Origin of the sequence: Streptomyces violens, assembly GCF_000717745.1 — a bacterium.
Lineage (GTDB): Bacteria > Actinomycetota > Actinomycetes > Streptomycetales > Streptomycetaceae > Streptomyces > Streptomyces violens.
The window spans coordinates 174,558-201,440 of the sequence record NZ_JOBH01000012.1 but is presented as its reverse complement, the minus strand read 5'-3'; the positions used below and the strand labels follow the sequence as shown (position 1 = coordinate 201,440).

The 26,883-nt window shown below is 71.6% G+C and carries 22 protein-coding genes; 12 read left to right on the top strand and 10 right to left on the bottom strand.

The window, feature by feature from the left end; translation table 11 throughout:
- Positions 1-18 precede the first annotated feature (18 nt).
- Complete coding sequence (locus IF04_RS0124155; protein ID WP_051831515.1) at positions 19-2,238, top strand: ATP-binding protein; 2,220 nt, start codon at positions 19-21, stop codon at positions 2,236-2,238.
- A gap of 63 nt (positions 2,239-2,301) precedes the next feature.
- Here IF04_RS0124155 and IF04_RS0124150 read toward each other — a convergent pair whose 3' ends face one another.
- On the bottom strand, positions 2,302-4,464 hold the full coding sequence (locus IF04_RS0124150) for an NACHT domain-containing protein (RefSeq protein ID WP_051831514.1): 2,163 nt from the start codon (positions 4,462-4,464) through the stop codon (positions 2,302-2,304).
- Between the two features lie 245 nt (positions 4,465-4,709).
- Between IF04_RS0124150 and IF04_RS0124145 the strand changes: the two genes are divergently transcribed.
- Positions 4,710-5,399, top strand: coding sequence for a UdgX family uracil-DNA binding protein (locus tag IF04_RS0124145; RefSeq protein WP_030261650.1), 690 nt, complete (start codon positions 4,710-4,712; stop codon positions 5,397-5,399).
- 86 nt (positions 5,400-5,485) lie between these two features.
- On the opposite strand, the gene IF04_RS0124140 is transcribed toward IF04_RS0124145, so the two are convergent.
- On the bottom strand, positions 5,486-6,082 hold the full coding sequence (locus tag IF04_RS0124140) for a hypothetical protein (protein ID WP_051831529.1): 597 nt from the start codon (positions 6,080-6,082) through the stop codon (positions 5,486-5,488).
- A gap of 249 nt (positions 6,083-6,331) precedes the next feature.
- Here IF04_RS0124140 and IF04_RS0124135 point away from each other — a divergent pair, with 249 nt between their 5' ends.
- The 4 genes from IF04_RS0124135 to IF04_RS0124120 are packed head-to-tail and all read left to right on the top strand — an operon-like array spanning position 6,332 to position 11,355.
- A complete protein-coding gene (locus IF04_RS0124135; protein ID WP_030261646.1) occupies positions 6,332-7,813 on the top strand; it encodes an ABC transporter substrate-binding protein in 1,482 nt (493 codons plus the stop codon).
- 35 nt (positions 7,814-7,848) lie between these two features.
- On the top strand, positions 7,849-9,624 hold the full coding sequence (locus IF04_RS0124130; protein WP_106975654.1) for an ABC transporter permease subunit: 1,776 nt from the start codon (positions 7,849-7,851) through the stop codon (positions 9,622-9,624).
- On the top strand, positions 9,605-10,651 hold the full coding sequence (locus IF04_RS0124125; RefSeq protein WP_030261642.1) for an ABC transporter ATP-binding protein: 1,047 nt from the start codon (positions 9,605-9,607) through the stop codon (positions 10,649-10,651). The genes IF04_RS0124130 and IF04_RS0124125 overlap by 20 nt, the downstream gene beginning before the upstream one ends.
- Entirely contained in the window at positions 10,648-11,355 is a 708-nt protein-coding gene (locus tag IF04_RS0124120; protein ID WP_051831513.1) for an ATP-binding cassette domain-containing protein, read from the top strand. The genes IF04_RS0124125 and IF04_RS0124120 overlap by 4 nt, the downstream gene beginning before the upstream one ends.
- Here the strand turns inward: IF04_RS0124120 and IF04_RS0124115 are convergent.
- A complete protein-coding gene (locus IF04_RS0124115; protein ID WP_030261637.1) occupies positions 11,339-12,874 on the bottom strand; it encodes a mannitol dehydrogenase family protein in 1,536 nt (511 codons plus the stop codon). The genes IF04_RS0124120 and IF04_RS0124115 overlap by 17 nt on opposite strands.
- Positions 12,875-13,119: 245 nt before the next feature.
- Between IF04_RS0124115 and IF04_RS0124110 the strand changes: the two genes are divergently transcribed.
- Both IF04_RS0124110 and IF04_RS0124105 read left to right on the top strand, forming a co-directional pair.
- Entirely contained in the window at positions 13,120-13,494 is a 375-nt protein-coding gene (locus IF04_RS0124110) for a hypothetical protein (protein WP_030261635.1), read from the top strand.
- Positions 13,491-14,126 (top strand): LysE family translocator, encoded by a 636-nt coding sequence (locus IF04_RS0124105; protein ID WP_030261633.1) that lies wholly within the window; start codon positions 13,491-13,493, stop codon positions 14,124-14,126. Before IF04_RS0124110 ends, IF04_RS0124105 begins: the two co-directional genes overlap by 4 nt.
- On the opposite strand, the gene IF04_RS0124100 is transcribed toward IF04_RS0124105, so the two are convergent.
- A complete protein-coding gene (locus IF04_RS0124100) occupies positions 14,123-15,316 on the bottom strand; it encodes a GDSL-type esterase/lipase family protein (protein WP_030261632.1) in 1,194 nt (397 codons plus the stop codon). The two genes, IF04_RS0124105 and IF04_RS0124100, sit on opposite strands and share 4 nt — an antisense overlap.
- A 4-nt stretch (positions 15,317-15,320) precedes the next feature.
- Positions 15,321-15,920, bottom strand: coding sequence for a TetR/AcrR family transcriptional regulator (locus tag IF04_RS0124095; protein ID WP_030261631.1), 600 nt, complete (start codon positions 15,918-15,920; stop codon positions 15,321-15,323).
- Positions 15,921-16,077: 157 nt separating this feature from the next.
- Between IF04_RS0124095 and IF04_RS0124090 the strand changes: the two genes are divergently transcribed.
- Complete coding sequence (locus IF04_RS0124090) at positions 16,078-17,115, top strand: LacI family DNA-binding transcriptional regulator (protein WP_030261628.1); 1,038 nt, start codon at positions 16,078-16,080, stop codon at positions 17,113-17,115.
- A 16-nt stretch (positions 17,116-17,131) separates the two neighbouring features.
- Here the strand turns inward: IF04_RS0124090 and IF04_RS0124085 are convergent, their stop codons facing one another.
- The 5 genes from IF04_RS0124085 to IF04_RS0124065 form a co-directional block, all read right to left on the bottom strand.
- Positions 17,132-18,805, bottom strand: coding sequence for an FAD-binding oxidoreductase (locus IF04_RS0124085; RefSeq protein WP_030261626.1), 1,674 nt, complete (start codon positions 18,803-18,805; stop codon positions 17,132-17,134).
- 67 nt (positions 18,806-18,872) lie between these two features.
- Positions 18,873-19,886, bottom strand: coding sequence for a LysR family transcriptional regulator (locus IF04_RS36745; protein WP_051831512.1), 1,014 nt, complete (start codon positions 19,884-19,886; stop codon positions 18,873-18,875).
- Positions 19,887-19,983: 97 nt separating this feature from the next.
- Complete coding sequence (locus IF04_RS0124075) at positions 19,984-21,399, bottom strand: mandelate racemase/muconate lactonizing enzyme family protein (protein WP_030261621.1); 1,416 nt, start codon at positions 21,397-21,399, stop codon at positions 19,984-19,986.
- A 56-nt stretch (positions 21,400-21,455) separates the two neighbouring features.
- A complete protein-coding gene (locus IF04_RS0124070; protein WP_211259851.1) occupies positions 21,456-22,577 on the bottom strand; it encodes an RraA family protein in 1,122 nt (373 codons plus the stop codon).
- Between the two features lie 47 nt (positions 22,578-22,624).
- Positions 22,625-23,569: a LysR family transcriptional regulator gene (locus IF04_RS0124065; RefSeq protein ID WP_030261615.1), complete on the bottom strand. Its 945-nt coding sequence runs from the start codon at positions 23,567-23,569 to the stop codon at positions 22,625-22,627.
- 231 nt (positions 23,570-23,800) lie between these two features.
- Between IF04_RS0124065 and IF04_RS0124060 the strand changes: the two genes are divergently transcribed.
- From IF04_RS0124060 to IF04_RS0124050, 3 genes are read left to right on the top strand one after another with little or no spacing between them, the layout of a single operon-like run.
- Entirely contained in the window at positions 23,801-25,144 is a 1,344-nt protein-coding gene (locus IF04_RS0124060) for an MFS transporter (protein ID WP_078600704.1), read from the top strand.
- A gap of 15 nt (positions 25,145-25,159) precedes the next feature.
- Positions 25,160-25,849 (top strand): RraA family protein, encoded by a 690-nt coding sequence (locus IF04_RS0124055; RefSeq protein ID WP_051831511.1) that lies wholly within the window; start codon positions 25,160-25,162, stop codon positions 25,847-25,849.
- 5 nt (positions 25,850-25,854) lie between these two features.
- Positions 25,855-26,844 (top strand): sugar kinase, encoded by a 990-nt coding sequence (locus IF04_RS0124050; protein WP_051831510.1) that lies wholly within the window; start codon positions 25,855-25,857, stop codon positions 26,842-26,844.
- Positions 26,845-26,883 lie beyond the last annotated feature (39 nt).

Genomic DNA, 26,883 nt, shown 5'->3' with positions numbered 1-26,883 from the left:
GACGAAGGGCGGACGATCGTGACCGGTGGCGAATGGTGGGCGCGGAACGTCCCCGGCGACCTGCCGGAGAACCAGCCCGCAGACTTCCCCGGAAGCCTCCCCGGACCGAAGACGCGTCTGGTCGGGCGCCGTGCGGAACTGGCGGAGATCCAGCGGCTGTACCAGGGGGACGCGGGGGCGCGGCTGGTGACCGTCACCGGGGTCGGCGGGGTCGGCAAGACCCGGCTGGCGCAGGCGGCCGCGGCCGGGCTGCGGCCGTGCTTTCGCGATGGGGCCTGGTGGGTCGAGCTGTCGCCCCTTCAAGAGGGTGTGTTGCTGCCGTATGCGATCGGCCAGGCGCTGTCGGTGGCCAACGAGATCACCCGCCCGATGATCGAGGTGGTGGGCGATTACCTGGCCGGCCGGGAACTGCTGCTCGTACTGGATACCTGCGAGCACCTCGTCGAAGCCTGCGCGTCGGCCGCCCGGGCCCTGCTGGCGGCCGCCCCCGGGCTGCGGATACTTGTCACCAGCCGCCGTCCGCTGGGCATGGCGGACGAACAGCTGGTGCTGATCGACCCGCTGCCGGTGCCGGGGAGCGACGACCGTGCGGCGGCCGAGGCGGACGCAGTGGCGCTGCTGGCCGAGCGGGCCGCCGAGGCCGTACCGGGCTTTGAGATCACCGACACCAACCGGGCCGAAGTGCTGAGGCTGTGCCGACGCCTTGAGGGGCTGCCGCTTGCCCTGGAGCTGGCCGCGGCCCGACTGCGCGAGCTGTCCGTACGGGAGTTGACCAAGAAGCTGGACGACCGGTTCGCCGTACTCGCCGTACTCGGCGAGCCCGACGAGGTCGCAGTCGACGCCCAACCGTCCCCGAGCTCGCTGCCTCGATCGAGCAGGGATGGACCTCCGTGGCACCGGGCCCTGCGTACCGCCATCGGCTGGAGCCATGAACTGTGCGCCCCGGCCGAGCGGCTGCTGTGGGCGCGGCTGTCCGTCTTCGCCGGCAGCTTCGACTCCGGGGCCGCGAGCCGGGTCTGTGCCGGTGTGCACCTTCCGTACGAGGAAATCCCCGCTCTGCTGGGCTCTTTGGCGGAGAAGTCGATCCTGATCTGGGTGCCGACCGCGGGCGGGGACCGTTACCGCATGCTCGACACCATCCGCGAGTACGGTGCGACCTGGCTGCGCCGCCTGGGCGAGGAGGACCGGCTGCGCCATCGCCACCGGTCCTTCTACCTGGCACTGGCCCGCCGCGGCGACGCCGCCTGGATCGGAGCCGACCAGTACGCCTGGTATGACCGGGCGAACGGTGAGCACACCAACTTCCGAGCCGCGCTGGAGTACACGCTGGCCCAGCAGGACGGGCTCACAGCGCTGGAACTGGCCGGGGCGCTGTGGTTCTTCTGGTACCCCTGCGGCCACCTCAAGGAAGGACAGCACTATCTGGAACGGGCCCTCGCCCTCGGCACCGCTCCGAGCCCGGCCCGTGACAAGGCGCTGTGGGTCTGCAGCATGGTCCTGTTGTGCCAGGGCGACGCCGCGGCCGGTACGGCCTGGGCCGACCAGTGCGTCGCTGAGGCCGAACGGCTCGACGACATGGACGCTGCTACCACCGCCCGGGCCTGCTTGCTGGTCGCGGCGACCATGCTCGGCGACCGGGCGACGGTGTTCTCCCAGTCGGAACATCTGCTCACCCTCACCTCACCAGGAGACGGTGCGCTCGTCGGGCCGCTCCCCCTCGCCAGGCTCCTGGCCCGGGTGCTGGCAGGCATTGCGCTCTCCGCCGACGGCCGTCCCGACGAAGCCATCGCGATGCTGGAGGCCATGCGCACCGAGTGCAGGCGGTGCGGCGAACAATGGATGCGTGCCTACGGCGACGTCATGCGCGCACACGCCGAACTGGCCTGTAGCCGACCCGAGGCCGCGCTGCGCTACGCACGGGCGGCACTCAAGGTCAAGCACCGGCTGCACGACAGCCTGGGGTGCGCCCTGGCCCTGGACGTGCTCGCGGTGGCCACGGGTGCCGACGGGCAGAGCGAGTGTGCCGCCTGGCTGCTCGGGCTGGCCCGGCACGCTTGGGACACCATCGGGCTGCCCCAGGCAGGCATCCCGGAATTCGTCACCGCCCGCCGGTCCTGCGAGCAGCAGGCCAACGAATCCCTGGGCGAACTCGGCTACAAGGCCGCGTTCCACACCGGCTACGCAACCGACCTCGACACCGGCATCGCGTACGCCCTCGATCGCCCGCAGCTTCGTTGAGTATCGGCTGTCCGGCCCATGCCGAGGATCCTGGCCGCGGCGCCGATCGGCTCGCAGTGGTCATCAGGACTGTCCGGAGACGCGGGAAGCCGACTCGGCCAAGCGGTCCTGGAGGCGGGCGTGCCGGAACTGGTAGACGGCGCCGGTCTGCCGCAGCACGCCCCGCCGGTGAGCGTCGGTGAGGAAGCGCATGAGGCGCCATGGAAGGCGGCCGCGCAGCGCCAGCCAGCAGTGGCTGGCCGAGTACCAGGCCCATGCGCTCGCCGCCAGACCGGTCTGGAACCGCGAAGCGAACCGGCCGGCGAGCCCGACGGCCAGGCCGCTGCCCAGCCCGAAGAAGAGTGCGGTCTCGATGTCGACGGAGATCCTGAACTGAGAATGTCCGATGAGGGCTCCGCACAGCACTCCGGACCCCAGGGTCTCCACCGCGGCACGGATACCGCTGACCGTACGGTCGTCCCCCAGGACGGACCGGGGGCTGGGCGCACGGATCGCGTCCGCGGGCGTGTTGAGGCACATCATCGCCCCGAAGGCGATCCCCGTTCCGAGCCCGACGGCGAATCCCACTTTCAGTACCTCCGCCAGGCCGCCCACGAGTCCGAATCCCAGCACGGTGGCGAGCGCGGCGGCGGTGAGGGCACCGACGGCGGTCATGAAACCGAGCACCTGGCCCACTGCGAACTTCCTGCCGATCAACCGCAGCCGGCCCCGGATCTGCAGGTTGACACAGCCCGGGTGAGCCGGGGGAGCGGCGACCATTCCGGCGCCGAAGCCGCCTGCGAGCCCGGCGGCCACCCCCACGTCCCACCCGGCCCCGGCCGCTATACCGAGCCCGGCGAAGCCCCCGGTCGCCAACTGCAGTGCGATACCGACCGCGCGGCGCCCGCCCGGAGGCAGACCGCTGTGCAGATGCCACAGCACCAGGTCCGGCGAGTGCCTGTCGTGAAGGTGCGTCGCGATGAACGCCAGCCACTTGATTGCCAGTTCGGGCGGGTAGCGGGGTGGCCCGGCCGGCGAGTGCTCCGATGCGGGCAGCGCCAGCATGTCCTGGTAGGCGGCCGGGAGAAACGCGTCCAGCAGGTGCCCTTCGATGGCTGTCCGGTCCGGGAACCGGCCGGGATCCACCAGTTCGGCGGGGTCGTTCGCCCGGCCGCGGTAGACCGTACGCAGCAGAGAGGTCATCAGTGGCGATGACAGGGCCTGGGCGAGCGGACCCTGCGGATGCTCACGCAGATGAGCCAGTACAGGAACCCAGCGCTCCCCTCGGGTCACTCCTCCCGCGTCCAGGAAAGTGAGTACTTCGCGTACTCCCACCGGCTCCAGTTCGACCACCGCCGCCGTGGTCAGCACCGTGCCACTGCCGGCGACAGCGGTTCGGTACTCGGCACTGCGGCATGTGATCACCAGCGGGGTGCGGGGATCAATCCCGTCCAGGGCTTCGAGAGCGGCCCCGTGGAGGACGGCGGGCATCTCGTCGAGACCGTCGAGGACGGGCAGTATCCGTCCGTCGGTGACCAGGCGGCGTGGGGCGTCCGTCCCGAAGACATCGGCATTGGCGAGGGCCGGGTAGTCCTCGATCAGCCGCCGGACCACCCAGGTGTGCACGTGCTCGGTGCGCGGGTCCCACGACGAGAGCGACAAGAGAACGGGTACCGGACCGCCGTGGTCCCGACGGTGTTCCAGCAGGGCGAGGGTGAGCAGGATGGCGAGTACGGTCTTGCCCGCGCCGGGTTCGCCGAGCAGCACGAGTCTCCGCCGCCGGAGCCGAAGGAAGTTGCTGACCAGTTCGTCGTGACCGTCCCCCAGCAGCCGTCCGTCCGCCGCTTCGTCGTCGGGGCTTGCCACGGTCCCCACGGAGTCCGGACGGGGACCGGCCGGGCGTCCGGTGGCCGACCACCGCAGCCGCAAGGGCTGGGGCCGGTGGAGCATCCGTATCTCCGCCTCGGCGGACCACTGGCTCCGCAGGGTGGGGGACAGCTGGTCGGCGGCGCGCGCCAGCTGTTCCTCCTCGGGCTGCGCCGCACCGGTGGACGACCGGCCCCCGCGCTGGCGGGCCTCCGCCACGGCGGCCAGCACTGCCGACAAGCCCGCGGCAGGCCAGGCGAGCCACAGGTACGGCTTCACAGGCGCCGGAACGGACTCGCTGGCGATGTTGACGGTGAGAGGAATCACCACCACGGTGACGACGAAGACCGAGACAGTGGTGAACTGCGAGGGGCGCCACATCTGCCGGCATCTCTTCCGTTCCCGACGGCGGCCCCCACGCCGATCCGGCTTGGCCCGCCGCACTGCGAGGTACCAGCATGCCGAAAGCGGCCGTCTGCGGACGCCATGTCACACGTGTGGGTGACGCCTGCTTGACCGCCGGGCACGTGTCCGGCTGCCATGGCGGCGGAGCGCGGCGAAGATGGTCCGGAGCAGTGCCGTAGCACGGCAGCACCCGTGGCAGAGCGACTCAGGAGATGACGCCGATGGCCGGAAGCGGTAGTGACTCCGATGGGCAGCAGTACGACGCCACGCCGTTCCTGCCTCGGCGTGGGGGGCTTCCGGCTCATCGGCGGGCCGCGGCGGACTGCCGGGGGTGCCCGCTGTTCCAGGACGCGACGCAGACCGTCTTCGGGGCGGGCAGTACATCGGCGCGCGTCATGCTCGTCGGCGAGCAGCCGGGTGACCAGGAGGACCGTCAGGGGGAGCCGTTCGTCGGGCCGGCCGGTGGTCTCTTGAGGAAGGCGTTGCAGGACGCCGCCATCGACGTCGATCAGACGTATGTCACCAACGCGGTGAAGCACTTCAAGTTCACCATCGCGACGCGGGGCAAGCGCCGGATCCACAAGCCGCCGAGCTTGCGGGACATGACGGCTTGTCGCCCCTGGCTCAACGCCGAGCTGCGCCTGGTCGACCCGGAGGTGGTGGTGGCGCTCGGGGCGACCGCGGGCAAGGCGCTGCTGGGGTCGTCGTTCCGGGTGACGAAGGACCGGGGCACCCTCATTCCCTTCCCTGAGGAAGAGGGGCAGCGGCGCGCGGCCGCCGACGGAGGGGGCTTGGTCGTGGCAACGCTCCACCCGTCGGCGATCCTGCGGTCCGACGATCGCGAGGCGGCGTATGCCGGACTGGTGTCGGACCTGCGCGTCGCGGCCGGTGCGCTGGCCGGCAAGTCTTAGCTGCCGAGGGCGTGTGCATGATGTGTCGGCACATGCACACGGCCCGGCCCGCGCCACGTAGCCGGCGCGGGCCATGTGGCCAGCGGTCAGGAGTTCTTGAACGTCCAGCTGTACGGCTCGCCGTCGTCCTCGGCCGACCAGCGGACGGACAGTTCCTTCGCGCCCTTCGGGACCATGTAGGTCTCGCAGAGCACGTGGCTCTGGCCCTTCTTCCAGTTCTCGATGTCGGTGTCCGACTCGCAGCCGGGCGCGTCGTCCGCGGCACCGATCAGGATGGTTCCGCGCTGGCCGTCGGCGTAGATCTCGACGTTGTCACCGACGCTCGGGTACGAGCTGACGACGCCACCGCCCTTGTTCGTGTACTTCACGTGGGCCACCGCGGGGACGAACCCCTTGGCCTTTGCCGGGTCGTCGACCATCTTCTTGGTGTCCGCCTCGGTGCCCACGTCGACCTTCTCCGCGAGCACGGAGTACGTGATCTTGCCGTCGTCCTCCTTGAACGGGCTGGTGGCGCTCTCACCGGTCGCCAGCTCCCGGGTCTCGGGCTTGTCTTCCTGGAGCTTGCTGGTGCCGCCCTTGGCGTCACCCTTGCTGTCCCCGCCGGACCCGCCGCATGCGGTCAGCGTCAGCGCCAGCACAGCAACGGGCGCGGCCGCACGCAGCCACATCGTCTTCCGGTTCAGCATGTTCGATCTCCCCGTCAGTGACCATCAGTTGGCATGATCATAACCAGAGATGCCGTTGGTGATCACCGTGGTCGGCCGCGGTGGCCTGTGCTTTGCCGTACTGGCCGGACGCCTCACGGGGGAGGGGGCGCCTCAAGTGCGCGAATGAGGTGACGGCAGTCACTCTCGGCCAAATGTTGAAAACGATTGTCATCATGCTACCTTCAGTCGCACCCCTTCTTGACCTTCCCTTTACCGGAGAGTTCCGTGCGTCTGCCCGCCCGCCTGCTGTCCCTCGCCGCGGCCTCCGCGCTGCTCACCGGCTGTTTCTCGGCGTCGTCCGGTTCCGGTGATGTCTCGTCCGGGGGTGAGCGCATACGTGTGGCGATGATGCAGCCGCCGCGCTCCGGTCTCTCTCCGCTGTCCGACGACGCCTTCAAGCTCTCCCGCTGGTCCACGGCCGAGACGCTGGTGAAGCTCGACGAGGACGGGGACGCCGAGCCCGCGCTGGCGACCGAGTGGCGGCAGTCCGGCCGCGAGTGGACGTTCACCGTCCGGGACGGGGTCACCTTCCACGACGGTACGAGGCTCACGCCCGAAGACGTCGTCCGGTCCCTGACCGAGGCCGCGACCGCTTCCCCGAAGCCGCGCATCCTCGACGGCGTCGAGCTCACCGCGAAGGCCGAGGGCGACTCGGTCGTCGTCACCACGGCCGAGGAGGACCCGCTCGTACCGCAGCGCCTCAGCTCACCGCAGCTCTCGATCCTCGCGGCGAAGGCGTATGCGGGGAAGACGGTGGATCCGGTCGGAGCCGGTACCGGACCCTTCGAGCTCACCAAGGTCAACGGCACGTCGTCGGCGAACCTCGACCGGTACGACCAGTACTGGGGCGGCAAGGCCAAGGCCCCGGGGATCGATGTGAAGTTCGTGCCCGACGGTACCGCCCGGGCCGCGGCGCTGCGCAGCGGCGAGGCCGACATCGTGGAAGCGGTCCCGGTCTCGCAGGCCGCGGTGCTCGACCAGGACCTGATCACCGAGGTGCCGATGCCGCGCACCAACACCCTGTACCTGAACACCGAGAAGGGTGTCTTCAAGGACCCGGCGGTGCGGGCGGCGGCCCGCGAAGCCGTTGACGCGAAGTCGATCGTCAAGGGGGTGTACGAAGGCCGGGCCGATGTCGCCGAGGGGCTGCTCGGCCCCGCGCTGCCGTGGGCCGAGGGGCTGCGGTCGCCGGTGAAGCGGGCGAAGGCCGGTGACGCGCCGGCCGAGACGATCACCATCGGTACGTTCACCGACCGGGCCGAGCTGCCCGAGGCCGCGGCGACGCTGCAGCAGCAGCTCCGGAAGGCCGGCTTCAAGGTGAAGCTGGAGATCCGCGAGTACGCCAACATCGAATCGGACGCGCTGGCGGGCAAGTTCGACGCGTTCCTCCTCTCCCGCGCGACCGTCCTCGACTCCGGCGACCCCGCCGCGTACCTCTACAGCGACTTCGGGTCCAAGGGGTCCTTCAACATCCCCCAGCTCGCCGACGGCAAGGTCGACAAGGCCCTGGCGAAGGCCGCCGCGCTGAAGACCGGTGACGCGCGCCGCAAGGCGGTCATCGAGGCCGAGGCCGCGGTGCTCGCCACCGACGCCGCGGTGCCGCTGCTGCACGAGCGTGTGATCCAGGGCGACGCCGCCCGGGTGGCGGGCGTGGCTCACGACCCGCGCGAGCGCGAGCTGGTCACGGCGGAGACCCGCGTCAAGTGAGACACCGTCATATGGGGCTGTACGCAAGGAAAGTGATGAGCACGGCCGGGCTCGCCCGCCTCGGCTGTCTGGCCGGCGTGGTAGCGGCCGTCGGACTGCTGCCCTGGCTCTCCGGCCGGGATCCGGCGCTGACCGTGCTGCGTGCCCGGTCGGCCGAGCAGGAGGCGACCCCGGAGGCGCTGGCCGCGATCCGCGCCGATCTCGGGCTGGACGCGGGTCCCCTGACCATGCTGGGGAACTGGGCTTCCAGAGCGCTGCGCGGGGACCTCGGCACGTCGTGGGTCTCCGGCACCGACGTCCTGCCGTCCGTGGTCTCCGGACTGCAGGTGTCGCTGAGCCTCATGGCCGCGGCCTTCGGGGTGGCGGTGCTGCTGGCCTGCGCGCTGGTCGTGCCCGTGCTGATACGGGGGCGTGGCTCGGCCGGTGCGTTCGCCGCCATGCTGGCCGCCGTACCGGAGTTCCTGCTCGCCACGGTCGCACTGCTGGTGTGCGGGGTGTGGCTCGGCGTTCTGCCCACTTCCGGGTGGCAGGGGCCGCAGTACCTGGTGCTGCCCGCGCTCGCCCTCGGCGTGCCCGCGGGCGGGTTGCTGGGACGGCTGGTCGCGGACGCGCTGCCCGCCGTGCTGGACGAGCGGTGGGTGGAGCTGTGGCGGGGCGCCGGGGTCGGCCGGGTACGCGTCTCGGCGGCGGCGCTCCGGCGCGTACTGCCGCCCCTCGTCCCGCAGTTCGGCATGGCGGCCGTGGGCCTGACGGGCGGCGCGGTCGCCGTGGAGACGGTCTTCGCGGTGCCCGGCATCGGCCGTACGGCACTGGGCGCGGCCAAGTCCCAGGACCTGCCGCTGCTCCAGGGCTCCGTGCTCGCCCTGCTGGCCCTCGGCCTGGCGGCGGGCGCGCTGGCGGCACTCGTCCGGCGCCGGCTGCTGGGCCCCGCCCTGCGCGACGCGGGACTGACGCTGCCCGCGCCGCGCCCGGTACGCACGCATCCGGCGGTCCCGGTGGTGCTGGGCGCGATCCTGCTGGTCACCATCGGCTGGGGGCTGCTGCGCGACCCGTACGCGGTGGACACCACGGCCCGGCTGCTGGCCCCGTCGTGGGCCCATCCGCTCGGCACCGACGGGCTGGGCCGTGATGTCCTGGCCCGCCTCGGGCACGGTGCGGCGTCGACCGTCGGTACGGCCGCGGCGGTGAGCGCGGTGAGTCTGCTGCTGTCGCTGGCCCTGGGCTTCCTGCCGGGCGTGGCGACGGGCGCGGCGGACATCGCGAACGCGCTGCCCCCGGTGATCGTCGGCATCCTGGTCGCGGCGGCGGCCGGTCCCGGCACGGGCGGCGCCGCCCTCGCGGTGGCCCTGATCTCCTGGCCGCCGCTCGCCGCGCACGCGGCCGTCCTGGTGCAGGAGATCCGCGCGTCGGCGTTTCTGACCGCCCAACGGGCCATGGGCGCACCGCCGTTCTGGATACTGACCCGGCACGTGCTGCCGTCCGTCGCCGGGCCCGTCACCCGGCACGCGCTCCTCCGGCTGCCCGGCATCGCCCTCGCCCTCGCCTCGCTGGGCTTCATCGGCCTGGGCGCCCAGCCGCCCGCGCCCGAGTGGGGCCTGTTGCTGGACGAGTCCCGCGCGTACGTGGAGCGAGCCCCGTGGGCGGCACTGGCCCCCGCGGTCGCCCTGGCCCTGCTGGCGGGCCTCGCGGTGTCGACGGCGGCGTACGCGGAGAGCCGCCCCGGCTCGTCCTCCCGTGGCACCGGCCGTGGCACCGGCCACTCCGCCCCGTCTCCCCGGAAGGAGCCCTCCCTTGAGCACTCCGCATCCTGACGCGCTCCTCTCCGTACGCGACCTTCGCGTCTCCTTCGACGGCACCGACGTGGTCCGCGGCGTGTCCTTCGACGTCCACGCACGACAGGTGCTGGCCGTGGTGGGGGAGTCGGGCGCGGGCAAGTCGCTGACGGCGCGGGCGCTGCTGGGCATGCTCCCGGGGAATGCGACGGCGACGGGGAGCGTACGGCTCCGGGAGGACTCGGGGGCCTTCGCTGAACTCGTGGGCGCCGCGCCTAAGGACCTGGCGGCCCTCCGCGGCCGGCGGCTGGCCCTCGTCCCGCAGGACGCGCTGTCCGCACTGTCCCCCGTGCACCCGGTGGGCGACCAACTCGCCGCGGCCGTACGGTCGGTGACCCGCGTGTCGCGCAAGGAGGCCCGTGCCCGGGCGGTCGCCGCGCTCGACCGGGTGGGCATCGCCGATGCCGCACGCAAGGCGCGGGCGTATCCGCACGAGTACTCCGGTGGCATGCGGCAGCGTGCCGTAATCGCCATGGCGACCGTCAACGAGCCGGATGTGGTGGTCGCCGACGAGCCCACCACCGCGCTCGACGCCGAGCTGCAGGAACAGGTGCTGCGTGTACTCGCCGAGCAGCGGGAAGCGGTCGGCGCCGCCCTCCTGCTGGTCACACACGACATGGCGGTGGTCAGGGAACACGCCGACCGAGTGCTGGTGATGTACGCAGGCCGCCCGGTCGAACAGGGACCGGCACGTGACGTACTGGGCCGCCCCCGGGCGCCCTACACCGCGGGGCTGCTGGCGTCGCTGCCGCCGGACGAGCCGGATGAGCCCGGCGGCCGGCGCGGTAACGGCCGGCGGCTGCCCGTCATCCCCGGTACCCCGCCCACGCCGGACGGTCTGCCGCCCGGCTGCGCCTTCGCGCCGCGCTGCCCGCTGGCCGAGGACCGCTGCCACCGGGAGGAACCGCGGCCGCGGCCGGCCGGCGACGGCCACGACGTCACCTGCCACCGCTGGGACGACGTCCCGTACGCGGCATCCGACCTGTTCCTGGAGCAGCCCGCATGAGCCCGTCCGCACACCGGAGCACCGGCGACCACCCGCTGCTCGACGTCCGCGACCTCGTCGTGCGGTACGGCGCGGTCACCGCCGTGGACCACGTCTCGTTCACCCTGGACGCCGGCGAGACGCTCGCCCTCAACGGCCCGTCGGGCTGCGGCAAGTCCTCCACCGCCATGGCGGTGCTGCAACTGCGCCGCCCGGCGTCGGGCGAGGTCCGCTTCGAAGGAACGGAGCTGACCGCGCTCACCGACCGCGAACTGCGCCCGCTCCGCCCCCGGATGCAGCCGGTCCTCCAGGACCCGTACGGCTCCCTCAGCCCCCGCCACCGCGTCCGCGACGCCGTGGCGGAGCCGCTGCGCGTCCAGGGCCGCTGGGATGCGACGGGCCCGGCCCGGGTGGCCGAGCTGCTGGACCGGGTCGGCATTGCCCCGGCCTGCGGTGACCGCCTGCCGCACGAGCTCTCCGGCGGCCAGTGCCAACGCGTCGGAATCGCCCGCGCGTTGGCGTCCGAGCCGCGGCTGCTGGTCCTCGACGAGCCCGTCTCCTCCCTCGACCCGTCCGTCCGCGCCGGCATCCTGAATCTGCTCGCGGACCTCCAGGACCAGCTCGGCCTCGCCTACCTCTTCATCTGCCACGACCGTGCGGTCGTCCGCCACTTCGCGGACCGGTCGATCGAAATGCGGGAGGGGCGGATCACCGGGACCGCGTAGTGTCCGGGTGGGACCGGGCGGCTTCGGTGGCCGCTGCCTGTGGGCCGTGAGCGTGGAACAGGTCGATGAACTCGCCCGTGCGGAGGGCAAATTCGGGGTGTTCCGGGAGGGCTTCGCCGAGGAGGCCGTCGTCCAGTACCGCGGCGGCGAATGACGGGCCGTCAGGGGTCCGGGCACGCAAGGCGGCGAGGCGGTCGCGGGCCGGGTCCGTCATGGCCGCCGCGTGCTCACCGGGGTCGAAGCCGGGCGACGGGGCCAGGCAGCACAGATAGGCGGCAACGGTGAGGGCGAGATGGTGGGGCATCCTCCCGGCCCGCAGATGGAGCAGCGCGGGGTCGGGAATGCGCTGGCGCAGCTTGGCGGAGCCGTCCGAGCCGACCTGGCGGGTGCGGTGGCCGAGTGCTGAATTGGCCCAGCGGGTGAAGAGCTGGGCCACGTACGCGTCGAGATCCACGTCGTCGGGGACGGTGAGGCTCGGCAGGTACTCGCCGAGCAGGACGGCCCGGGCCGCCTCAGTGACGAAGGGGTGCGCGGTGGACTGCGGGATGGTGTCGCAGCCCGCGAGGGCGCCCAGGTAGGCGATGAGCGAGTGCGTGCCGTTGAGCAGCCGGACCTTGAGGAGTTCGTACGGTTCGACGTCGTCGGTGAAGAGTGCGCCGCCCGCCTCCAAGGCGGGGCGGGACGCGGCGAAGCGGTCCTCCAGTACCCACATGCTGAACGGCTCGGCGGGGACGGGGACTTCGTCGCGTATCCCGAGTGCCTCCGCGACAGCCGTGCGCTCCGCGTCTGTCGTCGCCGGCACGATGCGGTCGACCATGGTGTTCGGGAAGGTGACGTTCCCGGCGGCGAGCCAGGCGCCGACCTCCTCGCGCTCGCCGGCCGGCAGGTGCGCGATGAACTCCTCGACGAGGCGGCGCGTGTGGTTGCCGTTGCCGACCAGGTTGTCGCAGCTCAGGACGGTGACCGGGGCGCCATGGGTGGCGGCGCGCTCCTGGAGGGCGCGCACGATGCGGCCCAGGGTGGTCTGCGGGGCGGTGCGGTTGCCGCGCAGATCGGCCCGTATACCCGGGTGGTCGAGGTCGAGGCCGCCGGTCCGGGGCGAGTAGGTGTAGCCGTTCTCGGTGACGGTGAGGGACACAATGCGCGTGCTGGGGGCGGCGAGCGCGCGCTGCACCTGCTCGGGCTCGCGCGCGGCGACCAGTACTCCGGTGTGCACGGCGGGAACGGTGCAGCGCAGGCCGTCCGGGGAGACCTCGGCGACGGTGTAGCGCAGATCCTGGGCGCGCAGCGCGTCGGCGACGCCGGTGGCGCGGCCCGCGACGCCGAGGACGCCCCACGGGCCGCCCTCGCGGGCGAGCGCGGCGGCGGTGTAGACGGCCTGGTGGGCGCGGTGGAAGTTGCCGAGGCCGAGGTGGACGATGCCGGTGTCGGCGGGGGTGAGGGTGCGGTGGTGCAGCAGTGCGCCGGCCGGGGAGGTGGCGGCGGACAGCCGGGCGGTACGGGCGGGGGTGGTGGTCATGGGGAGTACGTCCTTGCGTCCTTGCGGTGGGCGGCCGCGTCACGCGGGCCGCCGCCGGCGCCTCGGTCGGGCTTGCTCATCAGGGGCGCTCCTTGGAGTGTCATGCGCGTTCCGGGATGTTCCGGGGCGTTCCTGGGTCGGACAAGTGACGACGGTTCTGGTCAGGCGGGGCGTGTGTGACTTGCCGTCTGCAAAGATGAAGTCTGAGTGGTGTGGGCCGAGTGAGCAACGGGGACGGGTGGGCTGTGGCCGGCGTTGACGAGACGTTGCGGGGCCTGTGGGAGGTCGACGGTGTCCTCGGCGTCTCCGTGGTCGACTACTACAGCCGGCTCCTGCTGGGCGCCATCGGCCACCCCGCCGGACCCGACCTGGAGAAGGCTGCGCTGGTGGACACCGATGTCGTACGCGCCAAACTCGCCGCGCTCGAAACGCTCGGCTACAGCCCCGACCGGATGGAAGACATACTGATCACGCTGGACGACGAGTACCACCTCATCCGTCCGCTCTCCCGCTGCGGGAACGACGGCATCTTCGTCTACGTGGTACTGAACCGGGCCCGCGCCGACCTCCCGGCCGTCAGGAAATGGCTCCGGGAGGCGGAGGAAGGATTCGACGTATGACCATCGACCGGCTGCTCGCATTCGCGGCCATGTCATTTCTGTTGATCGTGGTTCCGGGGCCCAGCGTGCTGTTCGTGATCGGGCGGGCGCTGGCGCAGGGGCGCCGCGCGGCGCTGACCACGGTCGTGGGGAACGCGCTCGGGGCGTACGTCCTCGTCGTGGCCGTGGCGCTCGGTGTCGGGTCCCTCGTGGAGCGCTCGGCGCTGGTGTTCATGGCGCTGAAGCTCGCGGGTGCCGCGTATTTGGTGTACCTCGGTGTCAAGGCGGTGCGGCAGCGCGGGGCGTTGCAGGCCGCGTTCGCGGCTGACGCCCCGGCGCGCGGCAGCCTGCGGACGGTGTGGGAGGGGTTCGCGGTCGGCGTGGCCAACCCCAAGACCATTGTCTTCTTCGCCGCCGTACTGCCGCAGTTCGTGGACCGCGGTCAGGGGCACGTCACCGCGCAGATGCTGCTGCTCGGCCTGGTCTTCAACGTCATCGCGGTGGCCTCCGACAGCGTGTGGGGACTGGTCGCGGCCACCGCGCGGAGCTGGTTCGCCCGGTCGCCGCGGCGGCTCTCCATGGTCGGCGGGGCCGGCGGGCTCGCGATGATCGGTCTCGGTGTCACCGTCGCGGCGACGGGCCGCGCGGACTAGGGCGTGACCGATGGGGCCGTGAAGGCGCCGCCGGTGAAGGCCAGTTCGGCGAAGCGTTCGCCGATGCGGCGGTGGGTGGCGGCGTCCGGGTGGAGCTGGTCCGGCAGCGGCAGTTCGGCGTGGTCGGCCTCGCCGTAGAGCTCGCGGCCGTCGAGGTAGTGCAGGTTCGGGTCCTCGGCTGCGCGTGCCGCGGTGATACGGGAGAGCTCCGCCCGGATGATGCTGAGCGTCAGGCGGGTGCGGTCCGCGGGGTCGCCCGTGGCCCGGAAAATCAGCTTCCCGGCGCCGATGTTGCTGAAGTCCGGAGCGGCCGGTCCGGGGGTGTCCTCGTGGATCGGGCAGTAGATCGGCGAGACGACCAGCAGCGGTGTGGTCGGATGGCCTTCGCGGATGGTGTCGAGGAAGCCGTGGACGGCGGGGGCGAAGGCGCGCAGCCGCATCAGGTCGGCGTTGACCAGGTTGATGCCGATCTTGACGCTGATCAGGTCGGCGGGGGTGTCCCGCAGGGTACGGGCGGTGAACGGGTCCAGCAGGGCGCTGCCGCCGAAGCCCAGATTGATCAGTTCCACGCCCGCGAGGGAGGCGGCGAGAGCGGGCCATGTACTGGTGGGGCCGGCCGCGTCGGAGCCGTGGCTGATCGAACTGCCGTGGTGCAGCCACACCTTGCGGCCCCGGTCCGGCGCGGGCTCGACGGGGGCGTCGGTGCGCAGGGCGACCAGTTCGGTGGTCTCGTTGTGCGGCAGCCAGATCTCGACGTCCTTGGCGCGGTCGGGCAGGCCGCTGAAGCGCAGGGTGCCCGCCGGGCCGGGCCGGGTCTCGGCGGAACCGGTGGTCATGTCGATGGTCAGGGTGTTGCCGCCCGTGACGCTGCCCCGGTCGGCCGGGCGGCCGTCGATGAGCAGCTCGTACACGCCGTCCGGGCGGGGCGGCACGCCCACGTAGACCCGCTTGGTGGGCAGCGTGTCCAGCTCGATGGCGGTGGCACGGGTGCGGAAGACCAGGCGTACGCCGGAGGGCTGGGACTCCGCCATGGCGAGCTGCCCATCGGGGATCTGCTTGCGGGCCCGGGCGGGCAGCCGGTGCGGCAGCACGCCGTGTTCGGTGTGCTCCAGGTCGAGGGCGCCGCGCAGGAGGTCCGCGGTGAGGGGCGTGGTGATCCAGGAGTGTGTGGTGTCGTGCTCGGTGTGCATGGTCTCAACCTGTTGGCGTGGTGGGGGTGTTCGGGGGTGCGGGCCAGTTCCGCAGCAGGGCGTCGAGGGCGTCCAGCATCCGCGACCAGGTTTCCTGGCTGTCGGGGGCGCTGTGGCTGAAGCCGCCGCTCAGCTCCAGGCTGACGTAGCCGTGGAAGACGCTGCCCAGCATCCGGACCGCGTGCGTCTGGTCGGGCTCCGTCAGGTCATAGCCGCGCAGGATCGCCCGCGTCATCTGCGCGTGCCGCACGCCCGCGCTCGCGGCCGCCGTTTCCGGGTCGAGCCTGAGCCGGGCCGCGGCGTAGCGGCCGGGATGCTCCCGGGCGTAGTCGCGGTAGACGTTCGCGAAGGCGGCGAGGGCGTCCTTGCCCGCCCGCCCGGCGAGGGCGGCCGCGGCCCGGTCGGCCATCTCCTCCAGGGCGAGCAGGGCGATCCTGGTCTTGAGGTCCTGGGAGCTCTTCACGTGCGAGTACAGGCTCGCGACCTTGACGTCGAACCGCCGGGCGAGCGCCGAGACGGTCACCTGGTCGAACCCGACCTCATCGGCCAGTTCCGCCCCGGCCTGCGTCAGCCGTTCCGTGGTCAGTCCTACGCGCCGCGCCATGCCGTCCTCCCGGTCATCCGGAATCGATTATGCAGTTGCCTAATACCTTTAGGCAAATCGACACCGCTATTAGGTACGCTTCGACGCAGCGGCGCCGGAGAGCGATGATCGGCTCGGCGTTAGAGTTCCCGGGAGACCGGGGAGCGGGGAGGGCCGGATGAGCCGTATGCCGGAGCGAGCGACCATCAGCGATGTCGCCGCGGTGGCCGGGGTGTCCAAGGCCGCCGTCTCCAAGGCGTTCAACAACCGGCCCGGCGTCTCCGCCGAGACCAGACAGCGCATCCTCACCGCCGCAGCGCGCCTGGGCTGGCGCCCCAACGCCGCCGCCGTGGCGCTCGCGGCGGGCGGTCCCGGTGTCATCGGCATGATCCTCGACCGCCCCACCGACGTGCTCAGCTCCGACCCGTTCTTCCCCGAACTGCTCTCCGGGGTGGAGCGCGCGCTCGCGCCGCTGGGGTACGCGCTGCTGCTGCGCATCTGCACGGTGGGGACCGCGGCCGAGGAGCGCGCCCTGTACACCGGCCTCGCGCTGGAACAACGCATCGAAGGGGTACTGGTCGCCGACCCCCGGATGGCCGACGAGCGCATCGAGCTGCTGCACGACCTGCGGCTCCCCGCCGTCCTCATGAGCCGGCCGTGGCGGGAGTCCGGGCTGCCATGGGTCGGCCTCGAGCAGCCCGGGGCCGGCACCGACCTGGCGGTACGGCACCTGGCCCGGCTCGGGCACCGGCGGATCGCGTACGTACGAGGGCCGGACTCCCTCGCGCACATCTCCTACCGGCTGCGGCTCTTCCGCGATGCCGTGCGGGAGTGCGGCATGGAAGCCGTCGCCGTCGAAGAGGCCGACTTCACCGCGGCGGGCGGGGCGCGCGCCACCCGCGCATTGCTGCGCCGCCCCGAGCGCCCCACGGCCGTCGTCTACGACAGCGACGTCATGGCGATAGCCGGCGTCCAAGTGGCACAGGAGAGCGGCCTGTCCGTACCGGACGAGCTGTCGGTGATCGGCCATGACGATCTGCCGCTCAGCCAGTGGATCACGCCCCGCCTCACCACCGTGCGCCAGGACGTCCAGGGGCTGGGGGAGCGGGCGGCGCTCCGCCTGATGCAGGAACTGAAGGTCGAGGCACCGGCGCCGACTCCGCTGCCCGCACCGGTACTGACGGAACGCGCTTCGACGGCCCCGCCGCGAAGGTGACAGCGCCGCGCAGCCGTCAGCCGGCCGGCAGCCGGACCGACTGCCCGTGCCGGAAGGTGTCGGACGGGTCCCACCGCTGCTTCACCTGCTGGAGTCTGGCGTAACCGTCCTTGTAGTACAGCTCGTGCCACGGCGTGTCCGAGGTGTTCCACCGCGGGTCGCTCAGGTCGACGTCCGCGTAGTTCACATAGCAGCCGTCGGTCACTTCGCCGGGGACGGGCACCCCGCCGGTCCCGGCATACACCTCGCCGTAGAACTCGCGCAGCCAGCTGACCTTGCGCGCCTCCTCGGCGGGGTCCTCCCAGTAACACTGGTACTGCAGCTTCAGGACGGAGTCGCGCTGGGCGACGGCCGTGGCCCCCGGCCGTACCGCGTTGATCCGGCCGCCGTAGGTGATGGCCTGCAGCAGGTCGCCCGGGCCGCCCGCGGCGCTCCGCAGATGGCGGTGGATGGCCGCGATCTGGTCGTCGGGGAATCCCGTGCGCATGTGCGCCGACTTGTAGTCCGCGCTCCGGGTCCAGGCGTAGGCGCCGGTGTTCCTGGTCGCCAGCAGCCAGGGGGAGCGGCGCGGCGCGAACCGGTCCGCGCTCGGCCGGAGTTCACCGGCCGCCACGCTCGCCGGCCGGGCGGCGGCGCCGACCCCCTCGGTGAGCGCGTTCAAGTACCGCTCGAGCAGCCGCTCGGCATCGGGCACGGTGGCGTCGAACTGCGTGGACAGGGAGATCTCGCCGCTCGCCACCGTGCTCAGATTGAGGCTGCTGTACAGCCCCGCGTACGGGGAGTCCGGGTCGCTGTGGCCTTCCAGCCAGGTGCCGTAGTTCTGCAGAAGGCGGTGGAAGGAGCGCTCCGACAGGTCGGACCAGCGCCATGACACGTCGTGCAGCAGCACCTCGGCCGGCGGCTTGGGCAGTTGCGCGGCCGGTGCCCTGCCCGCCGTTCCCGGGGTGCGCAGGAAGTACCGGGTCACTATGCCGAAGTTGCCCCCGCCGCCCCCGGTGTGCGCCCACCACAGGTCCCGGTTCGGGTCGTCGGCGTCCCGGGTGGCCACCACGGAGCGGGTGCCGCCCTTCCCGTCGGTGACCACGGCCTCCACGCCGTACACATGGTCCACCGTCAGGCCGTACAGCCGGGACAGCATCCCGTAGCCGCCGCCGGACAGGTGGCCGCCCGCGCCGACGTAGTGGCACAGCCCGCCGGGCAGTGTGACGCCCCACAGCCGGTACAGGGTCAGATACACATCGAAGAGGGTGGCGCCCGCTTCCACGACGAACGCGGAGCGGTCCTCGTCGTAGTACACGGCCCGCATCTCGGACATGTCGATGACGGTCTCGACGTCCGGGTTGAAGACGAAGTCCTCGTAGCAGTGCCCGCCGCTGCGGACGGCCAGCCGCCTGCCGTCCCGGACACCGTCGCGCACCGCGTCGACCACCTGGTCCGTGCTGCTCACCAGGTGCACGGCGCCGGGCGAGCCGGTCCACCGCCGGTTGTTGCCGCGTACCAGGTCGGGGTAGCGGGCGTCGTGCGGCGTCACGACGACCGGCCGGCCCGGTACGGCCCCTGCCCGTGCCTTGCTTCGGGAGGCGGCGGCCGCCGGGTATGGCCGCACCATGCCGCCGATGCCCGCGCCCGCGGCGCCCGCGAGCGCGGCGGCGCCTCCCGAGAGTAATCCCCTGCGTGCTATCCCGCTCATGTCCGCATTCCCTTCTGGTGATGCGCATACGGAACCGGATGGTCGTGCACGTACGGAAAGAGGCCGCTCAGGCGCTGATCGTCCCCACTGATGCGGGGCAGTGGGCGCGGATGCGGGCGAGGGCGGGGACGGCCGCGAGGTGGACGCAGCGTTCCACCGCCTTGCGGGCCGGCCAGCCGGCGCGGTCCGCGCGCCACCACAGCGAGATGTCGCGGCCGGGTGGTGTGCCGGTGAGGGGGAGGAGGGTCACGCCCCGGAGGTCCGCGGTGCTCAGGCTGAGCACTTCGGCCACGCCGACGCCCCAGCCCTGCCGGACCAGGCCGACCATGGTCTGCGCCTGCGGGGTGCTGAAGACCGGCGCGGTGCGGCCGGTCCCGGTGAACGCGGCCCGGAGGGCGGCCGGTGCGTTCGGCCCGGCCACCTCGTCGACCACCGCGAGCGGCTGGTCCACGTCGACCACCGCGAGCGGCTGGTCCACGTCGACCACCGCGAGCGGCCGGTCCACCAGGTCCGCGGGACAGGGCCGGGCCGGCAGCGTGCCGGCCGACTCCTCCCGGACCACGGCCATCAGCTGCTCCCGCCACAGCCGGACCCGGGCCAGCCGCGCGTCGGCGCGGGCCCCGGCCGGGCCACCGGGGCCGACGGCCAGATCGAGCCGCCCGTCCAGCAGCCGCGCCTCCAACTGGGCGGCGCCCTGCTCCCGTACGGACAGCCGCAGGCCGGGCTGTGACTGCTGGACGCGCATCATGGTCCGGGGTAGGAGGAAGGGTGCGACGCCGGCGTGCACGCCGAGGCGGACCTCGCCCCGCAGACCGCGGCGTACCTCGGCGGCCGTTCCGGGCAGCGCCCGCAACTGCCGCAGCACCGTGCGGGCGTGCGGCAGCAGCGCCCGCCCCTCCGGAGTGAGCACCGTGGGCTGGACCGACCGGTCGAACAGCCGCATGTGCAGCGCCTTTTCCAGGGCGGCCACATGCGTACTGACCCGGGACTGCGACCGGCTCAGGGCGGCCGCGGCGGCGGAGAAGCCGCCGTGCTCGGCAACCCCCACGAAGCTGCCGAGCCACTCCACGCGGTACTCCAACGCCTTCCCCCTCCTATGATTAACCGGTTTCGAACTTAAACCGATGGGGTCAGGAGCACCATAGGTAGGGGTAAGGGAAACTGAGTTTCGTTGTGACTCAGCTCCAAGTACGGTCCCAGGCGACCTTCTTGTCCCACTCCGGCGTCGGCGCGAACAGCTTCTCGCCCTTGGCGAGGTGCTTCTCCATCTCCTTCTCGTCCATCTCGATGCCCAGCCCGGGCTTGTCGGTGAGGTGATACCAGCCCTTGTCCATCAGCGGCTGGTCCTGCTTGACGAGGTCGTTCCAGAACGGGACGTCCGTCGCGTGGTACTCCAGCGCGACGAAGGTCTCGGTCGCCGCCGCGATGTGTGCGCAGGCCATGGCGCCCACGGGCGAGCCGGCGTAGTGCAGCGGCATCGCCTTGCCCTTCTCGGCGGCGTAGTCACCGATCCGCTTGGTCTCCAGGATGCCGCCGGCGGTGGCCGGGTCGGGCTGTACGAGGTCGATGGCGTCCTCGTCGCACAGCTTCCGGAAGCCCTCGAGTCCGTAGATGTCCTCGCCGGTCATCGTGGGCACGTTGACGGCCTTGGTGATCTCCTGCCAGTCGTCCGTGTGGAACCACGGCACCAGGTCCTCCAGCCAGGCCAGGTTGTACCGCTCGAAGCGATGGGCCAGCTTGATCGCGGTGTTGACGTCGAAGTGGCCCGTGTGGTCCATGCCCATGGGAACGTCGTACCCCACTGCGTCGCGCACCGCCTCCACGAACTCGGCCATCAGCTCGATGCCCTTGTCCGTGATCTGCACCATCGTGAAGTTGTGCTGCGTCTGGCCGTAGCTCCCGGGCTCACCGCTGTACTGCTCCAGCTTCCCGTCCCAGTAGCTCTTGCCGATGATGGTGCCCGGCTTCTTCGCCACCAGCTCCAGGCCGAGGTCCATCTTCAGGAAGGTGAAGCCCTTGTCCACGCGCTCCTTCATGCGGCGCGCGTACTCCTGAGGGTCCTCCGACTCCGTGGTGTCGGTGTAGAGCCGGATCTTGCGCCGGTACGCGCCGCCGAGCATCTGGAAGACGGGGACGCCGTACGCCTTGCCGGCCAGGTCCCACAGCGCCATTTCGACCCCGGAGACGCCGCCGCCCCTGCGGCCGTCGCCGCCGAACTGCTTGATGCGCTTGAAGAGCATCTCGACGTTGCACGGGTTCTCGCCCAGCAGCCGGCTCTTGAGCTCCAGTGCGTACCGCTTGTCCGCGTCGTCCCGGACCTCGCCGTACCCGGATATCCCCTGGTTCGTGGAGATGCGGACGACGGGGCTGGTGAAGGGGACGCCGTCGAGAACCGCCACCCGCAGGTCGGTGATCTTCAATTGGGACGGCTTCGAGGCCCGGCTGACCTTTTGCGAGAGAAAGTCGACCTGCTCCTCGACTGGGCGGAACGCCAGGGCGCCGAGGCTGAGTCCGCCGAGGCCGAGCGCGGAGAACTTGAGCATGTCACGTCTGGCGGGCCGTGCCCGCCCGCTCTTCGGGGTGTCGGTTTCCATGGAAATTCTCCTTGGTTCGGGGGACGGTCCGGGGGATGAGGTTTTTGCGCGGCGCATCAGTCGGCGTCGTCGATGATTTCCTGAATGCGTTCCGGGGAGACCGGCAGGTCGTTCTTGTTCTCCTTCAGCCAGTTGACGAAGTCGTCCTTGATCTTCTGGTCGATCTCGTCCCAGCCCTTGTCGAGCTGCCCGGCGGTGTACGTTCCGTCCTTGAGTCGCAGCTTGGTGAAGGTGTCGCGGAGCAGCGTCAGTTCGGCGTCCTTCACCAGAGGCTCGGCCAGTTGCGCGGGAATGAAGACGACGCCCTCCCGCCTGGCGAGCACGACGTCGCCGGGCAGGACCACGGCCTCACCGATGCGAATGGTGCGGTTGAGGCCGGTCAGCATTTCATTCCGGATATAGGAGGGGTGCCAGCCACGGACGTACGCGTTGAAGCCCTTGATGTCCTGAAGCTCCTCCAGGTCGCGCACCGTGCCGTCGAAGACGACGCCGTTGCGGGTCTTCGCGTAGATCTCGCTGCCGAGGTTTCCCCCGATGAGGGTGCCGTCGGTGACCTTGCCGAAACCGTCGGCCACGTAGACATCGCCCTTTTGGAGCTTCTCGATCGGCCAGGTGTTCATCTGGCCGTCATTTCCCGCGGCGTGCCCGGCGTCCGTCATCCGCTTTTCCAGGGCCGGACTGTTCGGCATGTACTGCGCGGTGAGCACCCGTCCGATGACGGGTTTCCCCTCGTGAATCGTCTTCCAGTCGCCGGCGAACTGGTTGTGATAGCCCTTTCCTTCGAGATAGCCCCACGCTTGCTCGGTCGATACGACCTTCATACGCTTCAGCAGATCGTCGGAGACCTTCGGGCGGCCGTCGGGGAAACGGTCGCCCTTCCAGTCGGCGGTCAGCGCCACCACGTCCGCCTTTGTCGCCACCGGGTTCACCCGGCTCTGCTGTGCGTTTGCGGCTGCGCCGGCTTGAACGGCCACCGGACGCCCGTGGTGCGCGGAGGTCGTCTCCTGCGCCGAGCACGCGGTGATCGCCAGTCCGCCGGCCATCAGTACGGAAGCGCACGCCGTCACCGAAATGAGCGATCTGGATTTCTGCATGGAATTTCCTCTCGGCCGTTCCTGACGAAAGTGCCGGGTACGCGGCGGATGCCGGAACGACCGAAACGGTAGGGACCGGTCCATGCGTCGGGAAGAATGACGACTGGATAGCCGGATTCGGATGTCGAATGTCAGGGGCGCTCCGGTGCCAGCCGCCGGGTGCCCGGCGGCACGTCGGAGCCCTCGATCTCGCGCAGCAGCGTGCGCGCGGCGGGCGTCAGCGGGTTGGTACCGCTCCAGTGCACGGCGACCCGCCGGCCGCACGGTACGTCCAGCTTCCGTGCCACCACGCCCTGCGCGTCCGCCGTGGCCACCGCCAGCAGATTGGTGACCCCGATGCCCAGCCCGCTGCGCACGAGGGAGATGAGCGTCTGCGGCTGATTCGTGGCCTGCACGGCGTTGGGCTCGAAGCCGCGCTCCCGGAACGCGCGGTACGTCTCGAAGCCCATGGCCTCCGGTGAGCCCAGCCGGCCGATGGTGATGAGCGGGTACTCGGCCACTTCCGGCACGGGCAGCGGCTCCGGCAGCGCGGCCAGCGGATGGTCGGGGCGGTGCACGACGATCAGGCCCTCGCGCCACAGCGGCCGGTACTCGACCGACGGCCCGGGCGGCGGTGTCATCGGGCGCAGACACAGGTCCACCTCGCCCGCGGCGAGCGCCCCGTCGAGTTCCAGCGTCGGGCGTTCCACCAGGACCACCTTGATGGCGGGGCGGGTACGCGCCATGCGTTCCAGCAGCTGGGGCACGAAGGCCACGCTGGCGCTGGGATAACTGCCCAGCGTCACCACGCCCCGGGCGGCGCCCCGGTGCGCCGCCATCGCGGCCTCCGCCCGGGAGAGCTGGCGCAGGATGGTGCGCGCGTGCTCGGCGAGGACGGCTCCGGCGTCGGTGAGGGCCACGGGCCGCCGGTCCCGGTCGAACAGTGGGACACCCGCCTCCCGTTCCAGGGCGGCGACATGCATGCTCACGCGTGGCTGGGACCGGTGGACCACCTCCGCTGCGGCGCTGAAGCTGCCGGTGTCGATGACGCTGAGGAAAGAGACAAACCATTCGAGACGTACGTCGGTACGCAGCATGGTTCCTGGGTCTATCCCTGCCGCGGGCGCTCGGCAACAACCCTTTCCCGATGCGGATGCGGACCGATCCGTATTGCGAATAGCGGCATACGGAACGGCCCCTTATCCGGGTGTGATGGGGCGCCTACGCTCACGCTTCATTACCGCTCACCGCTCACCGCTTGCCGATGGCGCCGCGCTGACGTGCGCCCGGATTCCCGCTTTCTTTTCTCCATGGCCTCTGGAGCTCTGATGACCGAAGCCTCGCAGCCCGCGCCACCGGCGGGCGGCCGCGTCCGCTGGAGCATGATCTGGCTGTCGTTCGGCGCCGTCACGATCAACTACGTGGACCGCGCCAACCTCGGTGTGGCGCTGCCGTACATGACGGACGAGCTGAACCTGTCGAAGACCGCCACCGGTCTGCTGCTGGGCGCCTTCTTCTGGACCTACGCCGCGTTCCTGCCCGGTGCCGGCTGGCTCGTCGACCGGTTCGGACCGCGCCGCATGATGGCGTTCGCGCTGCTCGCGTGGTCCGCGGCCACGATGCTGGTCGGAGCGGCTTCCGGATTCCTGGTACTGCTGCTGATGCGGCTGCTGCTGGGCGCCGTCGAGTCGCCCGCCTACCCGTCCAGTTCGCAGATCGTGGGGCGCTGGTTCCCGGTGCGCGAGCGCGCGCTGGCCGCCTCCGTCTTCGACAGCGGAGGACGGGCCGGTACCGCCTTCGCGCTGCCCATCACCACCGCCGTCATCGCGCTGCTCGGCTGGCGGGGCTCCTTCCTCGCCGCCGGGGCCGTCGGCCTCCTGTACAGCGTGTTCTGGCTGAAGTACTACCGGGACCCCGACGCGCACTCCAAGCTCACCGACGCCGAACGCACCTACATCAACGAGGGCGGCGCCCAGCGCGCCGACGACGGCCGGCCCGCCATGCCGTGGCGGCAGCTCTTCCGCTACCGCACGGTGTGGGGCATGGTGACGGGCTTCTTCTGCCTCTCCTTCGTGCTGTACTTCTTCGTCACCTGGTTCCCCTCCTACCTGGTCGACGCCCGGGGCTTTGACCTGCTGAAGCTCGGCTTCCTCGGCATGATCCCGGCACTGCTCTCGATCCCCGCGCAGCTCTTCGGCGGCTGGCTCCAGAAGCGGCTGGTGAACCAGGGCCGGTCGGTGACGTACGCCCGCAAGGTGCCCATCGTCACCGGTCTCGTCCTCTCCTCGGTCATCGTCTTCGCGGGGATCGTGGAGAACGCGTACCTGGCGCTGGCACTGCTCGCGGTGTCGCAGAGCGCGCTGTGCTTCGCCGCGTCCAGCCTCTGGGCGCTGCCCGCCGATGTGGCGCCGAGCCCCGCGAACGTCGGTTCGCTGGCGGGCATCCAGGGCTTCGCCTCCAACGTGGCCGGCTTCGTCAGCCCCCTGGTCGTGGGCGCGCTGCTGGACGCCTTCGGCGGCTCGTACTTCGTGCCCCTCGCGGTGGCCGGCGGCGTCGCCCTGCTCGGCGCCCTCGTGTACGGGCTGGTCATCCGCTCGCTGGAGCCACTGGGCACGGAGCAGCACACCGCGTCGCAAGGCTCCGCCGCCACCTCCCCCTCCACTCACCACTGAAAGGAATCCCCTTACATGTCCGAGCACGCACCCTCCACACCGCCGCAGGCCGGCCGTTACACGGAGGAGACCCTCAACGCCTTCCGCGCCGTCACCACGGCCTCCCTCGCCGACGCCGTGGAACAGCACGGCCGCCGCGGCTACCTGGCCGGCGCCCTCCACCAGGTGGCGCCCGGCGCCGGCACCCTGGCCGGCCCCGCCGTCACCGTCCGCGAGATACCGGCGGCCGAGGCCGGGCCGCCCACCCACGCGCTCCAGGCCATCGACGAAGCGCCCGCCGGCAGCGTGGTGTGCATCGACGCGGGCGGCGCCGACATCGCCGTGTGGGGCGGGCTGATGACCGCCGGCGCGGTGGCCCGCGGCCTCGCCGGCTGCGTACTGGAAGGCGGCGTCCGCGACGTCACCGAAATCACCCGCGACTTCCCGGACTTCGCCGTCTACGCCCGCTCCACCGTCCCCGCCACCACGCTCGGCAGAATCCGCACCGTCGCGCTCAACGAGCCCGTCGTCGTCGGCGGCGTCGACATCCACCCCGAGGACCTCATCGTCGCCGACCGGGACGGCGTGGTCCGCGTACCGGCCGAGTTGGTGGCCGCCGTCCTGGCGACCGCGCAGGAGATCGAGGAGCGGGAGAAGGAGCAGACCCGGCACATCCTCGGCTCCGGATCGCTGCGCGCGGGTCTCGCCCGGTACAACAGGATCTGATAGCGATGTCCGCACCCTTTCGCACCCCCCTGACCGTCCCGGCGCGCGACACCGGCGCCGGGCCCGAGATCCTCGCCCTCGGCGAGCCCCTGGTCGAGTTCAGCGCGGACTCCGACGGCGCGCTGGAGGACGCCGTCCGCTTCACCCTGGGGTACGGCGGCGACACGTCCAACATGGCCATCGCGGCGAGCCGTTCGGGAGCGCGTACCGGCTACCTCACCAGGGTCGGCGGCGACGCGTTCGGCGCGCTGCTGCTGGACCTGTGGACGCGCAACGGCATCGACATCTCCGGCGTGATCCAGGAACCGGACGGCGACACCGGCCTGTACTTCATCACCCGGCACGCCGGGGAGGGCCATCGGTTCACCTACCGCCGCGCCGGCTCGGCCGCCGCCCGGCTCACCCCCGCCGACGTCCCCGAAGAAGCCCTCGCCCGGGCCCGGCTGCTGCACGTCAGCGGCATCACCCAGGCGGTCTCGTCCTCGGCGTGCGACGCCGCGCTGCACGCCATGCGGACGGCGCGCGCCGCGGGCACCCTCGTGTCGTACGACCCCAACCACCGGCCCGCGCTCTGGCCACTGGAACGCGCGCGGGCCACGGCCCTGCACAGTGCCTCCCTCGCGGACATCGTGCTCCCCAACCTGGAGGAGGGGCGGCTCCTGACGGGGGAGGAGAGTCCCGAGGCGGTGGCGGAGTGTTTCGCCCGGCGCGGCCCGGCCGTGGTGGCGCTGAAGATGGGGGCGGAGGGCGTCCTGCTGTCCGAGCGCGGCCGCCTCACCCGCATCCCCGCGCACCGGGTACGGGCCGTGGACGCGACCGGCGCCGGCGACACGTTCGACGGTGCTTTCGCCGCCCGGCTGCTGGCCGGTGACACCGCAGGGGACGCGGCCCGGTACGCCGTCGTGGCCGCGGCGCTGACCACCACCGGGCACGGCGCGGTGGCGCCGATCCCGGACCGCAAGGCCGTCGAGGAGGCGCGCTCGGCGGCCGCGTGAACGCAACGCACCGGAGCCGGTGTCCGGGCCTGGCGGGGT

What these genes read in the sequence shown, in the direction of transcription:
- IF04_RS0124060 (WP_078600704.1), top strand. Translation starts at nt 23,801, where the DNA reads ATGACCGAAGCCTCGCAGCCCGCGCCACCGGCGGGCGGCCGCGTCCGC.
- IF04_RS0124075 (WP_030261621.1), bottom strand. Translation starts at nt 21,399, where the DNA reads ATGGAAACCGACACCCCGAAGAGCGGGCGGGCACGGCCCGCCAGACGT.
- IF04_RS0124145 (WP_030261650.1), top strand. Translation starts at nt 4,710, where the DNA reads ATGGCCGGAAGCGGTAGTGACTCCGATGGGCAGCAGTACGACGCCACG.
- IF04_RS0124150 (WP_051831514.1), bottom strand. Translation starts at nt 4,464, where the DNA reads ATGTGGCGCCCCTCGCAGTTCACCACTGTCTCGGTCTTCGTCGTCACC.
- IF04_RS0124105 (WP_030261633.1), top strand. Translation starts at nt 13,491, where the DNA reads ATGACCATCGACCGGCTGCTCGCATTCGCGGCCATGTCATTTCTGTTG.
- IF04_RS0124095 (WP_030261631.1), bottom strand. Translation starts at nt 15,920, where the DNA reads ATGGCGCGGCGCGTAGGACTGACCACGGAACGGCTGACGCAGGCCGGG.
- IF04_RS0124050 (WP_051831510.1), top strand. Translation starts at nt 25,855, where the DNA reads ATGTCCGCACCCTTTCGCACCCCCCTGACCGTCCCGGCGCGCGACACC.
- IF04_RS0124090 (WP_030261628.1), top strand. Translation starts at nt 16,078, where the DNA reads ATGAGCCGTATGCCGGAGCGAGCGACCATCAGCGATGTCGCCGCGGTG.
- IF04_RS0124085 (WP_030261626.1), bottom strand. Translation starts at nt 18,805, where the DNA reads ATGAGCGGGATAGCACGCAGGGGATTACTCTCGGGAGGCGCCGCCGCG.
- IF04_RS0124115 (WP_030261637.1), bottom strand. Translation starts at nt 12,874, where the DNA reads ATGACCACCACCCCCGCCCGTACCGCCCGGCTGTCCGCCGCCACCTCC.
- IF04_RS0124055 (WP_051831511.1), top strand. Translation starts at nt 25,160, where the DNA reads ATGTCCGAGCACGCACCCTCCACACCGCCGCAGGCCGGCCGTTACACG.
- IF04_RS0124120 (WP_051831513.1), top strand. Translation starts at nt 10,648, where the DNA reads ATGAGCCCGTCCGCACACCGGAGCACCGGCGACCACCCGCTGCTCGAC.
- IF04_RS0124100 (WP_030261632.1), bottom strand. Translation starts at nt 15,316, where the DNA reads ATGCACACCGAGCACGACACCACACACTCCTGGATCACCACGCCCCTC.
- IF04_RS0124130 (WP_106975654.1), top strand. Translation starts at nt 7,849, where the DNA reads ATGAGCACGGCCGGGCTCGCCCGCCTCGGCTGTCTGGCCGGCGTGGTA.
- IF04_RS0124070 (WP_211259851.1), bottom strand. Translation starts at nt 22,577, where the DNA reads ATGGACCGGTCCCTACCGTTTCGGTCGTTCCGGCATCCGCCGCGTACC.
- IF04_RS0124065 (WP_030261615.1), bottom strand. Translation starts at nt 23,569, where the DNA reads ATGCTGCGTACCGACGTACGTCTCGAATGGTTTGTCTCTTTCCTCAGC.